Source organism: Providencia sp. NPDC089933 (assembly GCF_049545585.1).
GTDB classification, from domain to species: Bacteria; Pseudomonadota; Gammaproteobacteria; order Enterobacterales; family Enterobacteriaceae; genus Providencia; species Providencia huashanensis.
In genome coordinates this window covers 683,194-703,385 of the sequence record NZ_JBMWDT010000001.1, presented here as the reverse complement: position 1 = coordinate 703,385, position 20,192 = coordinate 683,194, and the positions used below count along the sequence as shown (strand labels likewise).

The 20,192-nt window shown below is 39.0% G+C and carries 25 protein-coding genes; 13 read left to right on the top strand and 12 right to left on the bottom strand.

Translation table 11 applies throughout. The features are described from left to right. Positions 1-111 precede the first annotated feature (111 nt). Entirely contained in the window at positions 112-726 is a 615-nt protein-coding gene (locus ACPEH5_RS03515) for a LysE family translocator (protein ID WP_071548077.1), read from the top strand. Positions 727-745: 19 nt separating this feature from the next. Here the strand turns inward: ACPEH5_RS03515 and ACPEH5_RS03510 are convergent, their stop codons facing one another. Together ACPEH5_RS03510 and ACPEH5_RS03505 are read right to left on the bottom strand one after the other, a co-directional pair. Next, positions 746-1,210: an NUDIX hydrolase gene (locus ACPEH5_RS03510; protein WP_042843800.1), complete on the bottom strand. Its 465-nt coding sequence runs from the start codon at positions 1,208-1,210 to the stop codon at positions 746-748. Positions 1,211-1,233: 23 nt separating this feature from the next. Continuing rightward, positions 1,234-1,620: a cytidine deaminase family protein gene (locus ACPEH5_RS03505; RefSeq protein ID WP_048607185.1), complete on the bottom strand. Its 387-nt coding sequence runs from the start codon at positions 1,618-1,620 to the stop codon at positions 1,234-1,236. A 418-nt stretch (positions 1,621-2,038) separates the two neighbouring features. On the opposite strand from ACPEH5_RS03505, the gene ACPEH5_RS03500 reads away from it, so the two are divergent. Continuing rightward, positions 2,039-2,497 carry a GNAT family N-acetyltransferase gene (locus tag ACPEH5_RS03500; protein ID WP_042843802.1) on the top strand — a complete coding sequence of 153 codons (459 nt, stop codon included), beginning with the start codon at positions 2,039-2,041 and terminating at the stop codon, positions 2,495-2,497. A gap of 59 nt (positions 2,498-2,556) precedes the next feature. Here the strand turns inward: ACPEH5_RS03500 and leuE are convergent, their stop codons facing one another. Continuing rightward, positions 2,557-3,198, bottom strand: a complete 642-nt coding sequence (leuE, locus tag ACPEH5_RS03495) for a leucine efflux protein LeuE (protein ID WP_048607183.1) — start codon at positions 3,196-3,198, stop codon at positions 2,557-2,559. 686 nt (positions 3,199-3,884) lie between these two features. Between leuE and ACPEH5_RS03490 the strand changes: the two genes are divergently transcribed. The 5 genes from ACPEH5_RS03490 to ACPEH5_RS03470 all read left to right on the top strand — a co-directional run bounded on the left by ACPEH5_RS03490 (position 3,885) and on the right by ACPEH5_RS03470 (position 6,559). After that, a complete protein-coding gene (locus ACPEH5_RS03490) occupies positions 3,885-4,586 on the top strand; it encodes an AzlC family ABC transporter permease (protein ID WP_048607181.1) in 702 nt (233 codons plus the stop codon). Continuing rightward, positions 4,583-4,897, top strand: a complete 315-nt coding sequence (locus ACPEH5_RS03485; RefSeq protein WP_042843806.1) for an AzlD domain-containing protein — start codon at positions 4,583-4,585, stop codon at positions 4,895-4,897. The genes ACPEH5_RS03490 and ACPEH5_RS03485 overlap by 4 nt, the downstream gene beginning before the upstream one ends. Positions 4,898-5,082: 185 nt before the next feature. Further along, positions 5,083-5,550, top strand: coding sequence for a DUF1456 family protein (locus ACPEH5_RS03480; protein ID WP_042843807.1), 468 nt, complete (start codon positions 5,083-5,085; stop codon positions 5,548-5,550). Positions 5,551-5,639: 89 nt separating this feature from the next. Beyond that, positions 5,640-6,101 (top strand): type II RES/Xre toxin-antitoxin system antitoxin, encoded by a 462-nt coding sequence (gene parS / locus ACPEH5_RS03475; protein ID WP_048607179.1) that lies wholly within the window; start codon positions 5,640-5,642, stop codon positions 6,099-6,101. Beyond that, positions 6,098-6,559 (top strand): RES family NAD+ phosphorylase, encoded by a 462-nt coding sequence (locus tag ACPEH5_RS03470; protein ID WP_042843809.1) that lies wholly within the window; start codon positions 6,098-6,100, stop codon positions 6,557-6,559. Before parS ends, ACPEH5_RS03470 begins: the two co-directional genes overlap by 4 nt. An 8-nt stretch (positions 6,560-6,567) precedes the next feature. Here ACPEH5_RS03470 and ACPEH5_RS03465 read toward each other — a convergent pair whose 3' ends face one another. The 6 genes from ACPEH5_RS03465 to ACPEH5_RS03440 all read right to left on the bottom strand — a co-directional run bounded on the left by ACPEH5_RS03465 (position 6,568) and on the right by ACPEH5_RS03440 (position 12,048). Then, a complete protein-coding gene (locus ACPEH5_RS03465; protein ID WP_131680005.1) occupies positions 6,568-7,458 on the bottom strand; it encodes a LysR family transcriptional regulator in 891 nt (296 codons plus the stop codon). A gap of 43 nt (positions 7,459-7,501) precedes the next feature. Then, on the bottom strand, positions 7,502-8,461 hold the full coding sequence (gene accA, locus ACPEH5_RS03460) for an acetyl-CoA carboxylase carboxyl transferase subunit alpha (protein ID WP_129465903.1): 960 nt from the start codon (positions 8,459-8,461) through the stop codon (positions 7,502-7,504). Positions 8,462-8,567: 106 nt separating this feature from the next. After that, on the bottom strand, positions 8,568-8,990 hold the full coding sequence (locus ACPEH5_RS03455; protein WP_042843814.1) for a helix-turn-helix domain-containing protein: 423 nt from the start codon (positions 8,988-8,990) through the stop codon (positions 8,568-8,570). A gap of 56 nt (positions 8,991-9,046) precedes the next feature. Then, positions 9,047-9,580, bottom strand: a complete 534-nt coding sequence (locus ACPEH5_RS03450; protein WP_226693208.1) for a GNAT family N-acetyltransferase — start codon at positions 9,578-9,580, stop codon at positions 9,047-9,049. A 16-nt stretch (positions 9,581-9,596) separates the two neighbouring features. Continuing rightward, positions 9,597-11,024 carry an AMP nucleosidase gene (locus ACPEH5_RS03445; RefSeq protein ID WP_370661193.1) on the bottom strand — a complete coding sequence of 476 codons (1,428 nt, stop codon included), beginning with the start codon at positions 11,022-11,024 and terminating at the stop codon, positions 9,597-9,599. Between the two features lie 115 nt (positions 11,025-11,139). Further along, positions 11,140-12,048, bottom strand: a complete 909-nt coding sequence (locus ACPEH5_RS03440) for an AEC family transporter (protein WP_048607173.1) — start codon at positions 12,046-12,048, stop codon at positions 11,140-11,142. A gap of 320 nt (positions 12,049-12,368) precedes the next feature. On the opposite strand from ACPEH5_RS03440, the gene ACPEH5_RS03435 reads away from it, so the two are divergent. The 4 genes from ACPEH5_RS03435 to ACPEH5_RS03420 all read left to right on the top strand — a co-directional run bounded on the left by ACPEH5_RS03435 (position 12,369) and on the right by ACPEH5_RS03420 (position 15,317). Then, entirely contained in the window at positions 12,369-13,136 is a 768-nt protein-coding gene (locus ACPEH5_RS03435; protein WP_042844340.1) for a basic amino acid ABC transporter substrate-binding protein, read from the top strand. A gap of 63 nt (positions 13,137-13,199) precedes the next feature. Then, positions 13,200-13,964: an amino acid ABC transporter permease gene (locus tag ACPEH5_RS03430; RefSeq protein WP_129465901.1), complete on the top strand. Its 765-nt coding sequence runs from the start codon at positions 13,200-13,202 to the stop codon at positions 13,962-13,964. Beyond that, entirely contained in the window at positions 13,951-14,673 is a 723-nt protein-coding gene (locus tag ACPEH5_RS03425) for an amino acid ABC transporter ATP-binding protein (RefSeq protein WP_042843818.1), read from the top strand. The genes ACPEH5_RS03430 and ACPEH5_RS03425 overlap by 14 nt, the downstream gene beginning before the upstream one ends. A gap of 104 nt (positions 14,674-14,777) precedes the next feature. After that, positions 14,778-15,317: an NADAR family protein gene (locus ACPEH5_RS03420; RefSeq protein WP_042843819.1), complete on the top strand. Its 540-nt coding sequence runs from the start codon at positions 14,778-14,780 to the stop codon at positions 15,315-15,317. A 107-nt stretch (positions 15,318-15,424) separates the two neighbouring features. Here ACPEH5_RS03420 and ACPEH5_RS03415 read toward each other — a convergent pair whose 3' ends face one another. Then, positions 15,425-15,883 (bottom strand): GNAT family N-acetyltransferase, encoded by a 459-nt coding sequence (locus ACPEH5_RS03415; RefSeq protein ID WP_042843820.1) that lies wholly within the window; start codon positions 15,881-15,883, stop codon positions 15,425-15,427. Between the two features lie 103 nt (positions 15,884-15,986). On the opposite strand from ACPEH5_RS03415, the gene ACPEH5_RS03410 reads away from it, so the two are divergent. Both ACPEH5_RS03410 and ACPEH5_RS03405 read left to right on the top strand, forming a co-directional pair. Beyond that, positions 15,987-17,474 (top strand): PLP-dependent aminotransferase family protein, encoded by a 1,488-nt coding sequence (locus ACPEH5_RS03410; protein WP_042843821.1) that lies wholly within the window; start codon positions 15,987-15,989, stop codon positions 17,472-17,474. 94 nt (positions 17,475-17,568) lie between these two features. Next, positions 17,569-18,150 (top strand): YebB family permuted papain-like enzyme, encoded by a 582-nt coding sequence (locus ACPEH5_RS03405; RefSeq protein ID WP_048607169.1) that lies wholly within the window; start codon positions 17,569-17,571, stop codon positions 18,148-18,150. 30 nt (positions 18,151-18,180) lie between these two features. On the opposite strand, the gene ACPEH5_RS03400 is transcribed toward ACPEH5_RS03405, so the two are convergent. Together ACPEH5_RS03400 and ACPEH5_RS03395 are read right to left on the bottom strand one after the other, a co-directional pair. Beyond that, positions 18,181-18,852, bottom strand: a complete 672-nt coding sequence (locus ACPEH5_RS03400) for a CerR family C-terminal domain-containing protein (protein WP_042843824.1) — start codon at positions 18,850-18,852, stop codon at positions 18,181-18,183. A 21-nt stretch (positions 18,853-18,873) separates the two neighbouring features. Beyond that, a complete protein-coding gene (locus ACPEH5_RS03395) occupies positions 18,874-20,139 on the bottom strand; it encodes a M24 family metallopeptidase (protein ID WP_129465899.1) in 1,266 nt (421 codons plus the stop codon). Positions 20,140-20,192 lie beyond the last annotated feature (53 nt).

Below are 20,192 nucleotides of genomic sequence, written 5' to 3'. Positions count from 1 at the left end.
ATCGCTTTTTAGTTTTAATCAATCTATTGATAATAAAAAATAATAAGCCAGCTTAGAAAGATAAAACAAAGACTTTTCAGTAAGTTTTTATTACTCATTTAGGGAATTAATATGAATGAAATTATTGCTGTTGCCACTATTACGATTTTGGCCGTTATTAGTCCAGGCCCCGATTTTGCTATGGTGACGCGCAGTAGCTATACCTATGGGGTTAAGACAGGGTTAATTTGTGCGTTAGGGATTGCTATCGGTGTACAAGTACATGTTTTTTACACTATTTTCGGTATTACAGTGATCATTATGAGTTCACCCACTTTATTTTTAGTGGTGAAACTTCTTGGTGTTTTTTATTTGGTTTATATAGGTTTTAAGTCATTTATAAATAAAACAAAGATAACAACAGGTGCTTCCCAAGGTCAGTCGCTATCACATTTTGTCGCGTTTAAAACGGGCTTTTTAACTAATGCGTTAAACCCCAAAACAATGTTTTTTGTTGTTTCTGTCTATAGCCAAGTCATCCAAGTGAATAACTCTGTTTGGTTAAACCTAGGCTACGGGTTATTTATCTCTTTTGCCCATTTAGTCTGGTTTAGTTTAATCGCCCTATTTTTTGCAACCCCAACTGTACGTAATAAAGTACTTAACTACCAACTTGTGATGGATAAGGTTATTGGTCTTTTACTTATCGTGTTAGGGTTATCTTTGTTGTTTTTCAACGTGAGCTAATTTTGCGTTGGCTTGCCAGTCACTGTTGATAATATTCATTGACCATTTTCGCCAACTCAATCACATCCTCAGGAATATTGAGTTTGGCGAGTTGCTCATATGCAACCCATTTGAATGGCGCAATGGGAGGCTGTGCTGGCGACAATAATTCGCACAAATACACCATATCAATATGCCAATGATCCCCTTGCGTTTTATCAGCAATAAATTCTTTTAAAATCGCGAGAGGTAAAGGCAATACTTGTGTCGGAGGAACACCCTTTACCTTTGATTTAAAAGGATAACTACAATCAATAACCTTGCATTCCAACCCCGTTTCTTCAAGAACCTCTCGAAAAACAGCCTGCTGTGGTTCTTCATTCGCTTCAATATGGCCACCGGGGGGTAACCAAAACCCTAATTTACGATGTTCATGTAATAAAAACTCACCTTTATCATTACGGATCATCGCAGTAGCTGTATAGTGCTTCACTTCATTATTCATTTTGTAACCATTCTTTTATTAGATTAACAACGCGCTACCTTCCAGTCATAAGGCATTAACTGTGCTAATGTCACTTGCACATCATCACTCACACCCACAATCGTTTCTTTATTTTTATCCGACAGTTGGGTAAGAAGCTCACGGCATCGTCCACAAGGAGGTACGATACAACCTGATGAGTCAACAGCAACAATAGCTTTAATTACTGACTTACCTTCCTTTAACATATCAGCGACAGCAGCGTGCTCAGCGCAAAAACCCAATGAGCATGCTGAATCAATGCTCACACCACTATAAATTTCACCATCTTCTGTTTCTAATGCAGCTGCTACATGCCCGCTTTCTATATACCCATTAAAGGTTGCGGGCTTTGCATAATTTTTAGCAATTTCTATTAGATGTTTTAGCATAAATAACCCCAGATTTATCTTTTAATTCAACACTATTAAAAACTAATCGAATAAAAACCATCAAGTTTTTCGTGCGTTATTGTAAGCCTAGTCACAACAATATCACTTGCTGTTGTAGGTTAATGATTATTACAACATAGGACGTTATTATCTGTGCTGTTGCGAAAAAATAACCTATAACAGATTTTCGCACTATTGGAGCGACCCAGACTTAATATTTACCCTACATTTGTTACTTCACCAATTAGATGATGGACACGCTATATCGTTGCGAAACCCTAGGTACATACTGGGAATTGCCACATAAAAACGTATAACCATAACAAAAATAAAGTGATAAGTTATATTTATAGGCAAATATTCAGTCTACTAGACGCCCTTTCACCATTACTTATATTATCTGCTCAATAGGGATGCTATGCACTTTATCGTCGTTACACCTCAGGACACACAACTTATTGAACAAATTAGCAGTGCCTTACATCATGAATGGCGGCATTTACCCCCATGGGAAAATATTTCTGCCATTCGTATGCGGCTAATAGAACGCTGTAGTCATGACAACCCGCAAATACTATCTTGTTATGCGGATAAAAATGGCAATCTCCTTGCTACTGCAAGTACTATTTTGCATGAATTAACGGGTGTCCACCAAGCTACTTGGTGGCTAGGCGAAGTGCTCACAGTCCCTGAAGCCCGTGGACATAAAATGGGCAGTAAACTTATTGAAGAATTATATAACTACTATCACAACCTGATAGGCCAAAGCCTTTACTTATACACTCCGGATATGCAGCAACTCTATCGTCGAATGGGCTGGAAAGATGTCGAGGAACGGATAGTGAACCATGAGCAGGTTACAGTGATGAAACGTTAGTCTCCATAAAAATAGCCGATATACCATCGGCTATTAGTAGGTAGTAGGATAATTTATCCCTATGCGGTTAAAGCCAGTTTCACACCAAACATTAGAAACACGGCACCAATACAGCTATTGGAAAATTTGGATAATTTTTTATTGTGTTTCACCATATTAGTCACTGCAACTGCACCAAAAATTAGTAATGATAAATAAATCATACTGCAAGTTTCTAAAATGAGGCCCAGAATGAAAAATGGCACTCCAGCGCTTGGGTAAGCAGGGTCTATAAATTGGATAAAGAACGACACATAAAAAATGATCATTTTGGGGTTAAGTAAACTTAAAAAGACGGCTTTTTTAAATGTCCCTTTAGTGGCAAGGACAATAGAATCAACATCACCCGCCGTGTCTTTTTTATGTAGAACGCTATAGAGTGTTTTAATCCCTAAATAAAATAAATAAGCTGCCCCTGCATATTTTATGACACTAAAGAATATAGGGGAGGTTTTCACCAATGAAGCGACACCCAAAAATGATAAAAATATGAGTACAGCATCACCAGTAAAAACACCTAACGCTGCTTTATAACCATTTTTTACGCCATATTTTGCACTGCTCGTTAAAACAAATAAAGAATTAGGGCCGGGTACCAGAGTAATAAATATTACACCAATAAGATAAGTCCATAAGTTTGTAATACCGAGATTTTCAAGCATAGTAAACCTGCTAACTCTATAAAAGTTATAACAAAAAATTCACATTCTTTCTTAATGGTTACTATGATACAGATCTTCTGTTTTATATGAAAGATATCACTAATTAATAATTTCAATATGGATTTATTATCTGCATACAAACAAAAAACCAGCTTAACCAATGAGTTTCTGGCATACACAGCAGAATATAAAACCAGAGCGGTCACCCTATTCAGTGGCGTGCTGAAAATAATTTACCAGCGTGTTTTTATGCTTACATCTCATAATTAATTGGAGTTTTAAACTTTTTATGGCCATCTATTAGCAGTAGTGATTAAGTTTGTATTTCAAGATATAACATAACAGCCTGTATTACATAAAAGTAGCTATGGCACTAACATCTATTTATTAAACACCCTATATAAATTAGTATTCCAAATGCCATCTTTCTGCTTATTAGTTGTTATTAAAATAATGCTATCAATAAGTCGCTTAATAAAAATAGCTCATAAACGACTCACTTTTGGGAATGCTATGGAAAGTACCCATTACTTTCATTTACAAGGCCTTGGTGGGCTTGAAATGATCAATGGCACGTAATCAGGTGGATATAAAAGAGCAATCTTGTTTTATCCCATTGAGTTATAAGTCTTTAATATAAATTATATTGCTATAATTATTTTTACTCATAATAGGTATATATCTACATGTATTCTCAACAACATCACTCATGGCAAAAAGCAATGATGAACGGCGCTGTTCACACTGCCCCTCTCAACCTTGCCGTTATTCCATGGGGAGTCCTCGCTGGCTCTATGGCTGTCGAAACAGGGCTTGATTTTTGGCAAAGTCTTGCCATGTCAGCCATGGTATTTGCTGGTGCTGCTCAATTAGTTACACTTGGGTTACTTAATTCTGGTGCTGGTTATATCACGATTATTATCTCGGTTTTCTTTATTACTTCTCAACACTTACTATATGGGTTGACACTGCGACCCCAAGTTAAAGACTTTACAACGCCTCAGCGCCTTAGTATCGGCTTCTTACTGACTGATGAGTTATTTGCGATTAGTGCAGCAAAACGCCAGAGTTTAAGTTTTCCTTATCTCTTTGGTGCAGGTTTTAGTTTTTATCTGGTTTGGTTAATTACCAGTCTTTGCGGGATTGCGATGGCCAATATTGTGGGCGATTTGAGTCGATTACATCTTGATTTTTCTGTGGTTGCAACTTTGCTCGCAATCGTCGTTCCATTAACAAGAAAAATAAGTACACTTTGCGGAGTTATCTTTTCACTCGTTGTCGCTATCATACTTTCAATGTACTCCTTCAGTAGTGCTATTGTTATCGCAGGCGTTGGTGGGATGTTTGTCTCTGTCGCAGTTTCACGTTTATTGAAGGAGGAAAAATGATCTGGTTGTTAATTATTAGCTTAACCGCTATTGTTTTTACTCTGCGCTATATTTTTCTAATCCCCCAATTACCAATACGGTTACCCCTTGTCGTTCGTCAAGCTTTGAGCTATTCGGCTCCCTGCTTATTGACCGCTATTTGCGCACCTGTAATTTTGCTAGAAAATCATGAGATTCGCAGCTTCCCAGACAACCCTTACCTTTGGGGTGCTCTCTTTTGTGTGGTCGTAGCTTCAGTGCTTAAAAATATGCTATTAACCGTTGGGCTTACCTTAGTCTTTTTCTATTCCCTTATTTATTTTATGGGCTAGATAACGCTACATGGGGTAAAGCATCGTTCAGTGCTTTGCTTTATCCTGTTATTCCCTCATAATAGCCACCTCGTCATCGCAAGTTTCTTTTCAAACAATATCTTGTCAGCGTTGTCACGGTAACCATTAATGCAAACAATATGATTGCGTTAATTAATTTTATAAATAATGGATAAAATACAACCATGCTTAATAATTATGTTTTACGTAGTATTCGCTATATGTTGGACTTGAGCGATGCTCAGATGGTTAATATCGTAAAACTAGCAGACCTCACAATTTCAAAAGAAGACATGGTGAGTTGGTTAAAGAAAGATACAGACCCTGAATACATTGAATGTAATGATAATGTAATGGGGCATTTTTTGAATGGGCTGATTTATTATCGCCGTGGTAAAGATGAAAGTCGTCCTGCACCTGAAATCGATACTCGTTTAAACAACAATATTATTCTCAAAAAATTACGTGTCGCTTTTGAACTAAAAGACACTGATATGATTGAAATTTACCAACTCGCTGACTTTCGTGTTTCAAAACCCGAACTAAATGCCATTTTTCGTAAACCCGGGCATAAAAACTACCGTGAATGTGGAGACCAGCTACTTCGTTACTTTCTAAAAGGCCTCACAACGCGTTTTCGAGGCGATAAATAGTCTTCACCAATGGCTATTTTTTAATCTTTCATTTTACACCTTACTGACAATTGTCTATAATAAACAAGACAAATGTCAGGAGGTATTTAATGAGAAACTATATTCCAGCACTCCCAACCCAACCCGCCACGCCACCTTTTAAGCCCCTATGGCGCTTTGCTGGCCTACCCGCAGAACGTGGTATCGAACTCACTCATTTCCTACGACAAGGTCTTTCCGTTACGGTGTTAGACAACATTCAAGAATGGTCTGGCATCAGCAAATCTGAATTACTCCGTATTTCAGGTATTAATGAGCGCAATGTGGCAAGGCGTAGAAATGCAGGTCAGCCACTCAATGCCGATGAAAGTGAAAGAATTGCTCGCTTAGTGCGTGTATTTGATGCCGCTGTACGCTTATTCAATGGTGATAAGTCAATGGCAAGTGATTGGTTGAATCACCCCGTGAAAGGCTTAGGACATACGCGCCCTATAGAGTTGATTGCCACTGAAAGTGGTGCTCTTGAAGTTATCGACCTTATTGGCCGCATTGAACACGGTGTTTTTTCATGATTTTATATCGTTTGATTAAATCTGACTTTGCTCATGATGCGTGGTCCGGTCAAGGTGCTAGGTTATACGGTGGGCGCTGGAACCATAAAGGTACGCCCGCTATCTACACATCAACAAGTATTTCATTAGCTGCTTTAGAAATTCTCGTTCATATAAACCAAGATACCGTGCTTAATCATTTCACTTTATTATCAATTGAGATCAACGATAGGTATGTGATGAAGCTGTCAGTAGAGCATCTCCCTGATGATTGGCAGCGTGACCCAGCACCTACCTCTACAATGGACATAGGCACAACCTGGTTAACTAACCAAGACAGCCTAGCCTTAATTGTCCCTTCTTGTATTATTCCTTATGAATATAATGCCATTATTAACCCTATGCACCCGCAATTTCAAAAAGTGACCCAAACCATTAAGCCCCTCGACTTTGCTTTTGACCCACGATTTAACCGGTAGTAAGCTTGTTATATTTGCTGTAATAAATAATTTAAAAACGCAGCTATCTTTGGTGATAATGCACTGCGACTGGCATAAACAGCACGTAACTCAATAGGTGCAGGTTTTATATCACCAAATTCAATCAACTCAAGTACCCCTTGCTGTATTTGCTCACGACAAGCCTCTAACGATAAAATCGCGTAACCTACGCCGTTTGCCGCAGCGGCATTAGCAAGTAACCCACTGTTAACCCGATATGTGCTGTTTATTACTACTTTTTGCTGGCGGTCATGTGCATCAATAAATATCCACGGCTGCCCTTGTAAAGCGCTTAAACTTGAAATGCAAGGCACACTAGCCAAATCAGCCAATGTAGAAGGTTTCCCCGTTTTTTCAATTAGTTTTGGTGATGCGACTACCGCACTTGGCCATGATTTAATTAACCGTGAGTGATAACTACTGTCTTCGAGATGGCCCCGATGAAAAGTCAGCAATAAATCAATATCGTCACTGATAACATCTTGTGGTGTTAATTGAGTATCACAATGGATATTTAGTTGGGGATGCAATAATGCAAATTTTGCGAGTAAATCAGCCAATAATAAACTACCAGACTCACTGGGAATAGTCAGCCTCAATGTCCCTGTGAGCGCTTGAGGGTGACAAATTCTCTGGACGACTTGCTCCAATTCATCTACTAGTTTTTGGCTTTGAGCAAATAATATATTACCGGCCTCGGTTAAACGCATTTGCCGCGTTGTTCGCTCAATTAATTGGCTATTTAGTTGATGTTCCAGTTGTTTAATATAACGGCTTACATTTGATGTAGGCATGGAAAGCTGCTTTGCCGCATTCACAAAATTCCCTTGAGTGGCTACCGCAATAAAAACTTTCAATAAATTCAGGTCGACCGTCATATTTCCTCCATGCTCCACAACATATGGGCCTGAACTAATAACATTAACAATAACCGAAATCCATTATTTTTTGATAACGAGAAGCGAGCAATGTGTCTATATCTAATTGAGTTAATTCAGCTAAATCGACCAATAACTGCTGCTTTAAGTGCTCGGCTGCCAATGTATAGTCACGGTGTGCCCCTCCCATTGGCTCAGGTATAATTGTATCGATAATTCCGAGGTCTTTTAATCTAGGAGCTGTCATCCCCATCACTTCCGCGGCTATTTGGGCTTTTTGTGCATCTTTCCATAAAATAGATGCGCACCCTTCCGGTGATATTGCTGCATAAGTACTGTATTCCAGCATATTTATTCTGTCCCCTACACCTATCCCTAATGCACCACCTGAACAGCCTTCCCCTGTTATCACACAAATGATCGGTGTTTTTAAACGAGACATTTCGATAATATTACGGGCAATAGCTTCAGCTTGCCCTCGTTCTTCCGCACCAACACCCGGATAGGCCCCTGCTGAATCAATGAAAATAATGACGGGTAAATGAAAGCGTTCCGCCATTTTCATTAAACGCAATGCTTTTCGATACCCCTCTGGTGAGGGCATTCCAAAGTTGCGCATCACTTTTTCTTTCGTTGTACGTCCTTTTTGTTGGCCAATAACCATCACAGGCTTACCGTCTAAACGCGCAAGCCCGCCTACCATTGCTTTATCATCAGCAAATGCGCGATCACCTGCAAGCTCTTGAAACTCAGTAAATATTAATGGGATATAATCTAAGGTATAAGGCCTTAATGGGTGCCTAGCTAACTGAACAACCTCCCATGCACCAAGTGATGAAAATATTGTTTTAGTCAATGAGAGGCTTTTTTTCTTTAATAATTGGATTTCTTCATCGAGTTTAATTTCAGATGGGTGGCCTTTTTGTTTAAAGGCGATCAAAGCTGCTATTTTTTCGTTAAGTTCAATAATCGGTTTTTCAAACGCCAAAAAATGAGTTGTCATAATTTCCCTAAAATCGTTACTACAATTTTAGCAGTGTAATCAGATTAGCCATCCCATTCTATGCTTGAAATTAGGATTCATTATTATCAAAAGTGGGATAATATAATCAGGGTCCTTTTTTCTTTAACTGGTTTAATTTTAAACGACTTGCCATAATCTTTTGGAAGTTAGGGCATAAAAAATGATTCTCTTCAGGGCAATTAGCAATATGTAAAATACCATTTTTTAAAACTGACAGACTTTGCAGGGTTTGTTCAATCTCATCCGCTTTTGCCAGTAAACTTTCTCGTTCAATTTTAGGGCCCCCTTTATGGTTTAGCATTTCAGCTATTTCTTCAAGTGAGAACTTTGCCTCCTGCCCTAGCGAAATCAAAGATAAACGGGTTATAACTTCTTTGCCATGATAAACCCGTTTTAGCCCTTTTCTGCCTATCGGTTTAATTAACCCTCTTTCCTCATAATAACGAAGTGTAGAGGGTGCCAAACCTGATAACTGGCTAACTTGGGAAATATCTAGCTCATCATACATAAAATAATAACCCGTTATGCAATAAAAATTCATGATTAAATAACTACATCAACTAGTTATGCAACATCTAATTCCTGGCGTAATAATACCGTAATGCAACCGTTCATAAATATTTCACGGTCGACAACATAGCCTACTTTTTCAGCAACACGCAAAGACGCTATATTTCTCGGCTCAATAAAACAAATTGATTGCTTATGTTTTTTTTGTTTTTTTAACCACATTAGAGCGGCGCTCATCGCCTCGCTTGCATAACCTTGACCTTGAAATTCAGGTGCTATTACCCAACCAGCTTCAGGGACCCCTTTAACTTTAGGCTCAACCATGCGGTGAAAATCAGCAAAGCCTAAATCCCCTATATACTGCCTCGTGTTTTTTTTGCGCACAGCCCAATAACCAAACCCCAGTAATGGCCACAGCCCTCCATACGCAAGCATTCTCATCCACGATTCACGCTCTGAAGATGGAACGCCACCAATATGGCGTACCATAGATTCTGTTGCCCATAACTTGGTCAGTGCAGGAAAGTCACTTACCTGATGTTTGGATAAAATCAACCTATCCGTTTCAATTTCTGGTATCAAATTCATAGATGGCATCTCCTTGCTATCTAAATGGCGGTTCATCAAAAGTTCTTAATTTCCTAGAATGTAATTTATCCCCTTCTTGCCTTAATAAATCAATAGCACGAATACCTATTTGTAAGTGTTCGGATATCGCACCTTCATAAAAACTATTGGCTTGTCCCGGTAATTTAATTTCACCATGCAGAGGTTTATCTGAAACGCAAAGCAGTGTGCCATAAGGTACTCGGAAACGATAACCTTGCGCTGCGATTGTTGCACTTTCCATATCCACCGCGACCGCACGGCTTAAACTAAACCGACGTGCGGTTGCAAAAAAACGCAGTTCCCAGTTTCTATCATCTGTGGTAACTACCGTTCCAGTACGTAGCCGCTGTTTGACCAACTCACCAGGCATATTACTTACCTGTTTTGTTGCATCATAAAGAGCACGCTGAACCTCTGCGATACTTGGAATAGGAATATCTGGCGGTAATACATCATCTAAAATATGGTCATCACGTAAATAAGCATGAGCTAACACATAATCACCAATTTTTTGGCTTTCTCGTAAACCACCACAATGACCAATCATTAGCCAGGTATGTGGCCTTAATACAGCAAGGTGATCACAAATGTTTTTTGCATTTGAAGGGCCAACGCCAATATTCACTAATGTGATACCAGAGCCATCTTTTGCAATCAGATGGTATGCAGGCATTTGGAACTTTTTCCATGTTAAATCGGAAGTTGCAATTTGTGGGTCTGCATTTTCATCCGTTAAATAATTATGACCAACACAAGACAAAGCAATATAGCGGCTTTCAGGGTCTCGAATTTGTTCGCATGCCCAGCTCACAAATTCATCCACATAACGGTTATAGTTCGTAAATAAAATATAAGGTTGGACGTGCTCAGGCGGTGTACCCGTGTAATGTTTTAAGCGCGCTAACGAAAAATCTACCCGCAACGCATCAAAATGCGATAATGGCATTTCATCAGTTATTGGGTTTAAACCATCCGTAATATCGTCACTAATATGTGATAAGTCTGTAATCGGAAAATGTGCAGCAAGACGACTGCTCATACTACGGTCTAGGACTAAATCTGAACCATCAATCACAAATGGGTAGGGAATTTCTGTTTTGGATGGGCGAACCGTAAAAGATACATCATAGTCTTGTTGTAAAATAGAAAGCTGCTCAACTAAATAAGCCCGAAATAGTTCTGGTTGAGTTATCGTGACAGTATAATTACCGCGTTTAACAAAGCGTGCATAAGCACGTGTTTTTTCACAGTGATCAACTTCCCCTAACCATGTTACGCATAGCTCTGGGTAGGCAAATAAACCATTTTCCCGTTCAGCATTTTCAGGTATGCGGCCATCTTTAACATAAATAGCGATTGCATCTCGTAATGAATCAATTGCATTTGTATATAACAATGAAAGTTTATCCAATACCTCTTCAATTGATAAATTTTCATATTTCTGACATTTATCCAAAGACACACACAACTCCTTATCAGACGAAGTAATCTCCCGATAACATAGTGTATGGAGGCTAAGGTTGCAAAATATATCGCTGTTATTGTATGGCTAATGACAGAACTAGTGGCAAGGTAAAAACCGCCATCACAGTTTGTAATGTAATAATACCTGCCATTAATTGGCTATCACCATTCAATTGCCTAGTCAGAATATAAGCTGTTGGCGCAGTTGGAATAGCAAAAAAAATAACTAATAAAAGAGTTTCAAATTCAGGTAAGGAAAATAAATATGCGATTGATACCGCCAATACTGGCATCGCTAATAAACGTATCAATGTTGAGATAATCAAAGGCTGGAATTCTCTTCTTAAGGTTGCCGTTTGCAAAGCGCCCCCAATGCATATCAACCCTAATGGTAAACTGGACGCCGCCAATAATTTTAATAATTGGCCAGACCCAAATGGCAAACCAATAGGGGATAAATTCAATAGAATACCGACCAAACAAGAGATAATTAATGGGTTTTTAATGATCGGGAATAGAATTTGCTTTATCGATATTTTCTCACCTGATGTTAGGGAAAGTACCGCAATCACATTACAACTAGGGACAAGAATTGCCATTATTACCGCAGCAATTGCAACCCCTTCTTGACCAAATAAATCAGCTATTATTGCCAAGCCTAAGTAGGTGTTAAAACGCGTGATCCCTTGAATATAAGCACCGAAGCGCGGAACCGTAATTTTGAATAAATATTTACATAGCAAAACTAAAAATGAACTTGCCCCTAAGATACAGAATATTGCACTGGCAAGGAAAGTTAATTTAGGGTTATCTAGCGGTGCACTGGCCAAACTATTAATCAACAATGCAGGGAATAGGATAAAATAGTTAAGTTTTTCAGCACTCGGCCAGAAATCATTAGAAAATAAACTTGTACGACGTAAGATAAACCCAATTGCTATTAACGCAAATAAGGGCCATAACACCAATAAAATCTTTTCCATGATAAGTTAATTTATTCAATGAGCTAGCTAAACATGGCAGAAGCTTATCGTTAATGCAATGTTATGGTTAGGTAAAAAAAGCGATATTGTGAATATCCGTTTTTGTAAGAAGGTTTTTTCATTAAAACTAGAAATACCTCACATTTCCTATTCTTAAATAGTTTTATTTTCTCCGCTAATCTCACTGACAACACAAAACGGTATCCCTCCGCATTATTCAACCTCATATCACAGTACTAATTTATAAATATTGTTTGCTTACAACCTAAAGTTTATGTATTTTTATGCACTATAATTGCATAAATAAAGAGGCTGTAATGATGTTTAAAAAATTAGTTTTTGCGGGATGCCTGACACTCGCGGCTTTTTCAGGGAATGTTTACGCTAAAGAAAGTTATACGGTCGGTGCTGGTGGTACATACCGCCCTTTTGAATTTGAAAATAGCCAAAAACAACTGGAAGGTTTTGATATCGATATTATTAAAGCTATAGCGGAAGTTGAAGGTTTTGATGTGAAGTTAATCAATACCCCTTGGGAAGGTATTTTTGCAACTTTATCCTCAGGTGATCGGGACATTTTAATTTCCGGTATCACTATCACAGATAAACGTAAAAATATGGTCGATTTTTCCAACCCTTATTTCCCAGCAGAACAAGCTATCGTTATCAGCGAGTCCTCCAATGTGACTGACCTGAACAGCTTAAAAGATCTCAATGTTGGCGTGGTCAATTCCAGTACGGGGGATATTGTAGTCTCTGAAGTTATTGGCAAAAATAGTACCTCAATCAAACGGTTTGATAATACCCCTCTTCTACTACAAGAACTATTTGAAGATGGTATTGATGCAGCAGTCGGCGATGTGGGTGTGATTAAGTTTTATATCAAAACACACCCAGAGAAAAAATTTAAGCTGATCTACGATAACCATTTTGAAAAACAATATTTCGGTATTGCGGTGGCTAAAGGCAATAGTGAATTACAACAAAAAATCAATAATGGTTTAAACAAAATTGTTGAGAACGGAACTTATAACAAAATTTACCAAAAATGGTTTGATGAGAACGTTCCGCAACTGCCAAAACAATAACAGTAGAATTTAAAGCCATCGTTAGGTGGCTTTTTCGCGATATAAATCAGGGTGATAATTAAGATGTCTGCGTTTCGTTGGGAAATAATCGAAGAATATGCCCCTTTGTTTGCCGAAGGCGCTATGATGACTATCAAAGCGACCATCATATGCGTTATTTTAGGCTCACTTTGGGGATTAACATTAGGTTTAGGAAGAACAGCTAAGGCTGAACAAGGGATCTGGAAACCTGTTTTACGCTATTTCGTTCAATGGCCTGTCCGTTTCTATGTAAGTGCATTTCGTGGTACACCTCTGTTTGTACAAATAATGGTCGTCCATTTTGCCTTAGTACCGCTTTTTATTAACCCACGTGATGGCTTATTAGTCACATCAGGGATTATGTCCATCGATACTGCGCGTATGTTACGCTCTGATTACGGTGCATTTTTATCATGTGTAATCGCAATTACGCTAAACTCAGGAGCTTACGTCTCTGAAATATTCAGAGCCGGTATTCAATCCATTGATAAAGGGCAAATGGAAGCCTCTCGAGCGCTTGGTATGAGCTGGGCTAAAACAATGCGAAAAGTTATCTTGCCTCAAGCTTTCCGCAGGATCCTTCCGCCATTAGGGAACAATGCCATTGCAATCGTTAAGGATTCATCCCTTGCATCAGCTATCGGTTTAGCCGACCTTGCTTATGCAGCAAGAACCGTTTCCGGTGCTTACGCAACCTATTGGGAACCGTATTTAACCATATCAGTAATTTATTGGATGCTGACATTTATACTTGCTCAGCTTGTGCAATATATGGAAAAAAGGTTGGGCAGAAGTGATTTACGTTAATGATTTACAAAAAAAATTTGGTAATACCCATGTATTACGAGGCATTTCATGTGAAGTTCAACCACAAGAAGTTATTTGTATCATTGGGCCTTCAGGCTCAGGGAAAAGTACCTTTTTACGTTGCTTAAATGCATTAGAACGCCCTGATGGCGGCGAAATAAAAGTTAATGGGTTTAACGTCCATGACCCTAAAACTGATTTAAATAAAATGCGTGAAAATATAGGTATGGTTTTTCAGCGTTTTAATTTATTCCCTCATATGACCGTACTTGAAAACCTGATGATGGCGCCGACATTGGTCAAAGGACTAAAAAAGGATCAGGCACTTAAGCAAGCTGAGCAACTACTCGCCAAGGTTGGGTTATTAGACAAAATTGATGCATGGCCTGCGAGTTTATCTGGTGGGCAACAACAACGAGTAGCTATAGCTCGCGCCTTAGCCATGCAACCGTCAATTTTATTATTTGATGAACCCACCTCAGCGCTTGACCCTGAGCTAGTGGGAGAAGTTCTAGCAGTCATGAAAACTTTAGCCAATGAAGGAATGACGATGGTTATCGTTACTCATGAAATGGGGTTTGCACGGGAAGTTGCTGACCGCGTTATCTTTATCGATCAAGGCATCATCCAAGAACAAGGTAGCCCTGAACAAATTTTCAACTCCCCGACAAACCCACGTACTGCAGAATTTTTAAGTAAGGTACTCTAGGCATCACGCCTGCTTATAATTGACTAAGCAGGCTATTCCGATAGTCAGGGTTACCTGTGATAGATAAGCTAAGCATATTATTCTTAGCTAAAGCTGACTAACTTATGGATATAAAAACTCTTTGTAATCAATTTCGCTCAGGCAAAAAATATAAATATGTTTTTTTCTGGGGCCACCAAACAAAACAAAATCACATAACCAAAAGCTGTTTTAGCCAATGGTACCCTTCCCCATTTATTGTTGATGGTCATCGATTTGCAAGTGCTGAACATTTTATGATGGCGGAAAAAGCACGCTTATTTGGTGATACAGAAACCCTAAATAAAATTATTCATGCACCAAATCCAGGTGCGGCTAAAGCTTTTGGTCGCGAAGTCCGTGGGTTTAAACAAGATGTCTGGGATAAAAACCGTTTTGAGATCGTGGTTGCCGCTAATATGGCAAAATTTTCACAAAATGAAGAACTAAAGCAATTTTTACTTTCTACAAATGAGCGAATACTCGTAGAAGCCAGCCCCGTTGATAAAGTTTGGGGAATTGGGTTAGCTGAAGATAGTGAAAATATCGAAAATCCTCTAACGTGGAAAGGGTTAAATTTACTGGGTTTCGCATTGATGGAAGTACGTTCCCAATTAGCTGATTAACTCAGTTTATTTTTGCATGCTCTCTGATTGAGATGAAAAACCCGTTGTTGCCAAACAACGGGTCAGCAAATAATTAACTGAAATGTAGGATATTCGGCGGCTATTTATTACAAGGCCATTCTGTATTCAATCACGCCGGGCTTTTCTGCCACCCAGTTATACAATTTTTGACCGGGTAAGTTAGTTTCTTGCGTATGCCAATAAAGACGACCACATTGTTTTTCTTTAGCTTGCTGATGTACAAACTCGATTAACTGTTTCCCAACATGACGACCTCGCATTTCAGGTGTCACATATAAATCCTCTAAATAACAAAAATCATTTTCAGCCCAAGTTGACCGGTGATATAAATAATTCACAAAACCAACAACTTTTCCTTCTTCCAGTGCTACAGCACAATACATCGGCTCATTAGCATCAAAGAAGCGCTCCCACGCTTTTAACGTCACCTCTTCTTTTAAATCCACTTTGTAGAATTTTTGATATTCTAGCCAATAAACTAACCACTCAGGGTAATGTTCTGGCGCGACAAAATCGACTGTGACTGGTAATGCTGTTTTATTCATAATAACCCTTCCATCTATTAATTTATAACTTAGTGGGGTTATAGTACATACCAATCTGGTGCTGTATAAGATACACTTTTGTTATTTAAATAGGGTCCACTTTATGCGCCGTAAGCAGCAAGCTCCATTTCCCCTTCTTTTACTTAAAGAGGGTTACATTAAAGAAAATGTTTACCACACAATCCGTGATGCAATTCTGGATGGGCGTATTAATACAGGTATTAAACTTCCCTCAACTAGAGCACTTGCGGAAATGATGTCAATTTCTAGAAATTCTGTGATTGCAGGATTCGATAGGTTAATTGATGAAGGCTATTTGTATACCAAGAAAGGGTCTGGCACTTATGTTTCAGCGAAGATCCCAGACGAATTAGTTAGAACAACAAGTAAGCCTCAAATTATTAATTGCCCTGAATACAATGCACTTAATCTGAACCCTATTATCAGCACACTAGAAAGCTTATGGGATAAATCACGACCGAATACAAACACACACCAAATGTTTAATATTGGTATTGGCTGTGTAGACCAATTTCCACATGAACTTTGGGGGCGTTTACTGGGCCGTGTTTGGCGTAAATCTAAGTCTGCAATCCCTCATTTTAACCATCCCGATGGTTATATGCCGTTAAAAAAACTGGTGGCTGACTATGTTCGCTCAACGCGGGGAGTCCACTGTAATGAAAATCAAATTATTATTGTCAACGGTACCCAGCAAGCCATTAATTTAGTTTCCAAAGTTCTATTAAAACAAGGTGATACTGTTTGGTTAGATGATCCTGGTTATGATAGTGCAAGGGCAATACTCACCGCAACAGGGGCTAAAATCGCCGCTATTCCTTCAGATCAGGAGGGAATGGATATCACTTACGCTGCAAAACAATATAGCCATGCAAAATTAATTTACACCACGCCCTCACACCAATTTCCACTAGGAACAACGTTAAGTTTACCTCGGCGCTTGGCATTGCTAGATTGGGCACAACAAAATAATGCATGGATTTTCGAAGATGACTATAACAGTGAGTTTCGTTTTTCATCTAAACCAATTCAAGCATTACAAGGACTGGATAATCACCAACGTGTAATTTATGCAGGCACATTCTCTAAAATGATGTATCCCGGATTCCGTTTAGGCTTTTTAGTTGTCCCAGAAATACTGAGCGAACCTTTTACAATGATGAAATATTACAGTGATAGTCATTGTGGCTACCTAGAGCAAGCGGCCTTAGCTCAGTTTATTCAAGAGGGGCATTATGCACGTCATGTTAGGAAAATACGCAAAATATGTCATGACAGGCAAAACGCATTCCTCAGCGCAATCAACTTATACTTGCCCCATTTATTTGACGTACAAATGACAGACTCTGGTATTCACACTGTTTGCTGGGTCAAAGCAGGTTACGATATTCGGATAATCCTTGAACAATGCCAGCAATTAGGCTTTGGTGCACAACCGTTATCTCGTTATTGTATTGAAAGCCGCAACCACAATGCGATTCTCTTTGGATATGCCGCTCATAATGAAAATGACATCATAAGTAGTGTAAAACGGCTCAGCGAAAAACTAACGAACCTATACCCAACCTAAACAATGGTTATTTTAAGCTTTTATCTGATAGCTTGATTTCTACAAACCATTATAAATGTACCTTAATGACATTATATTTCATTGAGGTAAATTGATGACGACAATAAATTATCCCCATAAATTCGAAGTTGGTGATATTGTATTTACCAGTATCGGAACAGAGTTGTTTCGCCAGATAGCCTCTGCTTCACAATGCTGGAGCAACCATGTCGGCATGATTGTAGGCCATGATGGAGATGACTATTTAATCGCTGAAAGCCGTGTTCCACTATCAACCACAACTACCTTATCCCGTTTTATTTCTCGGTCATCTGATAAGCGCTATAGTGTACGGCGACTCAGACAGTCATTGACCCAAGAACAGAAAAAAGCGTTAGTCGCACAAGTACCACCACGTTTAAATAAATTTTACCATACGGGGTTTAATTATGATTCTTCTAGGCAATTTTGTTCAAAATTCGTGTTTGATATATACCAATCAGCGCTATCTATCCAAATTGGCGAAATTGAAACCTTTGAAGCTTTATTAACCAAAAACCCAAACGCCAAATTAAACTTTTGGAAATTATGGTTTATTGGACACATCCCTTGGGAACGTACAACCGTTACTCCAGCGAGTTTATGGCATCACCCTGAATTATCACTAGTGTACCGTAGCCATCAAGATATCCATTAAAACACCATGTGGAAAGCTATATTCGCCATATTAGTTTTGTATAGAGATAAGAAATGCGTTGCTCGTCATTAAACAAATTTGCTGCATAATTTGTGCTAACAACGCATCATCTATTTGTTCGCGCTCTAATCGCTTGAGTAATGGCTTGCGTGCAACAACAAAGCCTAATACTTGACCGATTAATGTATGGGCGCGAATAATTGCAGTTTGCTCATCAACCGAATGAGCCAATTGAACGAGGCTAGATAACCTAATATGAAAAGGCTCAATAAAATCACGATAAATAACATCATAATTTTCTGTCGGTTCTAACTGCTCCCGAAGGATCAATACTGAGTAATATTCATGTTCAGGTAATAGTAATGCATTACCCAATCCTTTAATCAATAAACATGCCAATTGATTTATTTGCTCATTTTCCACAACAGACTGTGTTTTTATCTTTGCCATCTGATCATCAAATAGCTGAATATTACTCGCTTGGGATAAATCAGCGGCTATTTTTTGGATAACAGCGGTATAAACGCCCAATTTCCCGCCCATATGATACGGAATTGCAGACTGGTTAACTCCTGCATTTTCAGCTAGTTGTCGCGTCCTTACACCATTAATACCATGAAGAGCAAACTGTTTAATCCCTTCATTGATTAACTTTTCTTTGGTTGACTCAGAAGAAAGTGTATTTTTATTGGTTTCAGTCATATCCCGCTGTTATTCCATCTATTAATTATCTGCCCGCATAAGATAAGTTGAATTATGATTCAGTTCAATACCCTGACTTTGACCAACGACGACAGTTCCGCCCAAATTACATAAATGGTAACCAAATGCGCAATTAGGTTCAAAGGCAAATGTCATACCTGCTTTTAACACCAGCTCACGACCAGGGTTCGGTAAACGCTCTAATTGGCGATACTTTTGTGCAATAGGTAAAGACTCGATACCCGGCGCAGTACCAAAACCAATTGGCCCATATGGGTTAATACTGTGGATCAACGGGTGAACATGCCATCCTTTTGATTTTAAAAGAGGCTGTTCCATTTTATCGACCACTTCCCCAAAAGTGACACCTTCTTTCAGATTTTCAACGCCTATTTCATAGCATTCCCGTGCGACAGCCGCAGCCTTTTCGAGGTTAGGGTGAATTTTCCCTACAGCGACTGCGGCTTGGTGTTGTGTTTCATACATCCCATACAGTGCAAATATTTCACTCAAGACAATATCACCTTGCTCAATTTTACGCGGTGGCTGTGAACGATATTGCCAAGCAGGTTGCCCCCAACCAATATACTCAGGGCCAGAACCCATTAAAATTTCGGCAGTAAACCCGCCCATGGACAAACACTTGGCTGTCACTGCTGCGGCAATATCGGCTTCTGAGTGACCGACCAACGCAGTTGCGCGCATTGATTCACTCATTGCTTCACCAATCATCGCAGCATATCTTACATGCTCTAATTCTTCGGCACTTTTCACTGAAGCTAACTGGAAAAAATGTTTATACACAGGCACAAAATTAAGTTGAGGTAAGCGTTCTTTGATACCTGTTAACGTGTTATAAGGCATCGCCCCATCAAAATAAAATGGGGGATAAGGTTCCAAACCCACCACACCGATATTCGCATTGGCTGATACCCCTAAATCAACAAATATTTGTGCAATATTTCGCCCTGTTTTACCCACAATAATCTGCTCTGGCGAGATCCATTGTACATCGCCCCGCATCTGCGCTTGTATATGGTCAGCCACCATCATTGGCGCAAATGTCACCACCAGCGGTGCTTTATCTTGATGAAAAATCACGACGGAACCTAAGCGGTCATTAGTAAAGTAGTGGTCAATACAAAAAGGTGCTGGCGCAGCTGACTCCCTATCCCCATAAATCATTAAGACTTCTAGGTCATTTAACTGCATGATTTTCCTTGCTATCCCCCACCTTCTATCACGTTCTTCAAAAGAAAAGGGGCTTGGAACAGTTATTGTATTCATCATCATCTCTCTTTATATTTAATTCATTTGAATGAATTAAATATAAGCCTGAG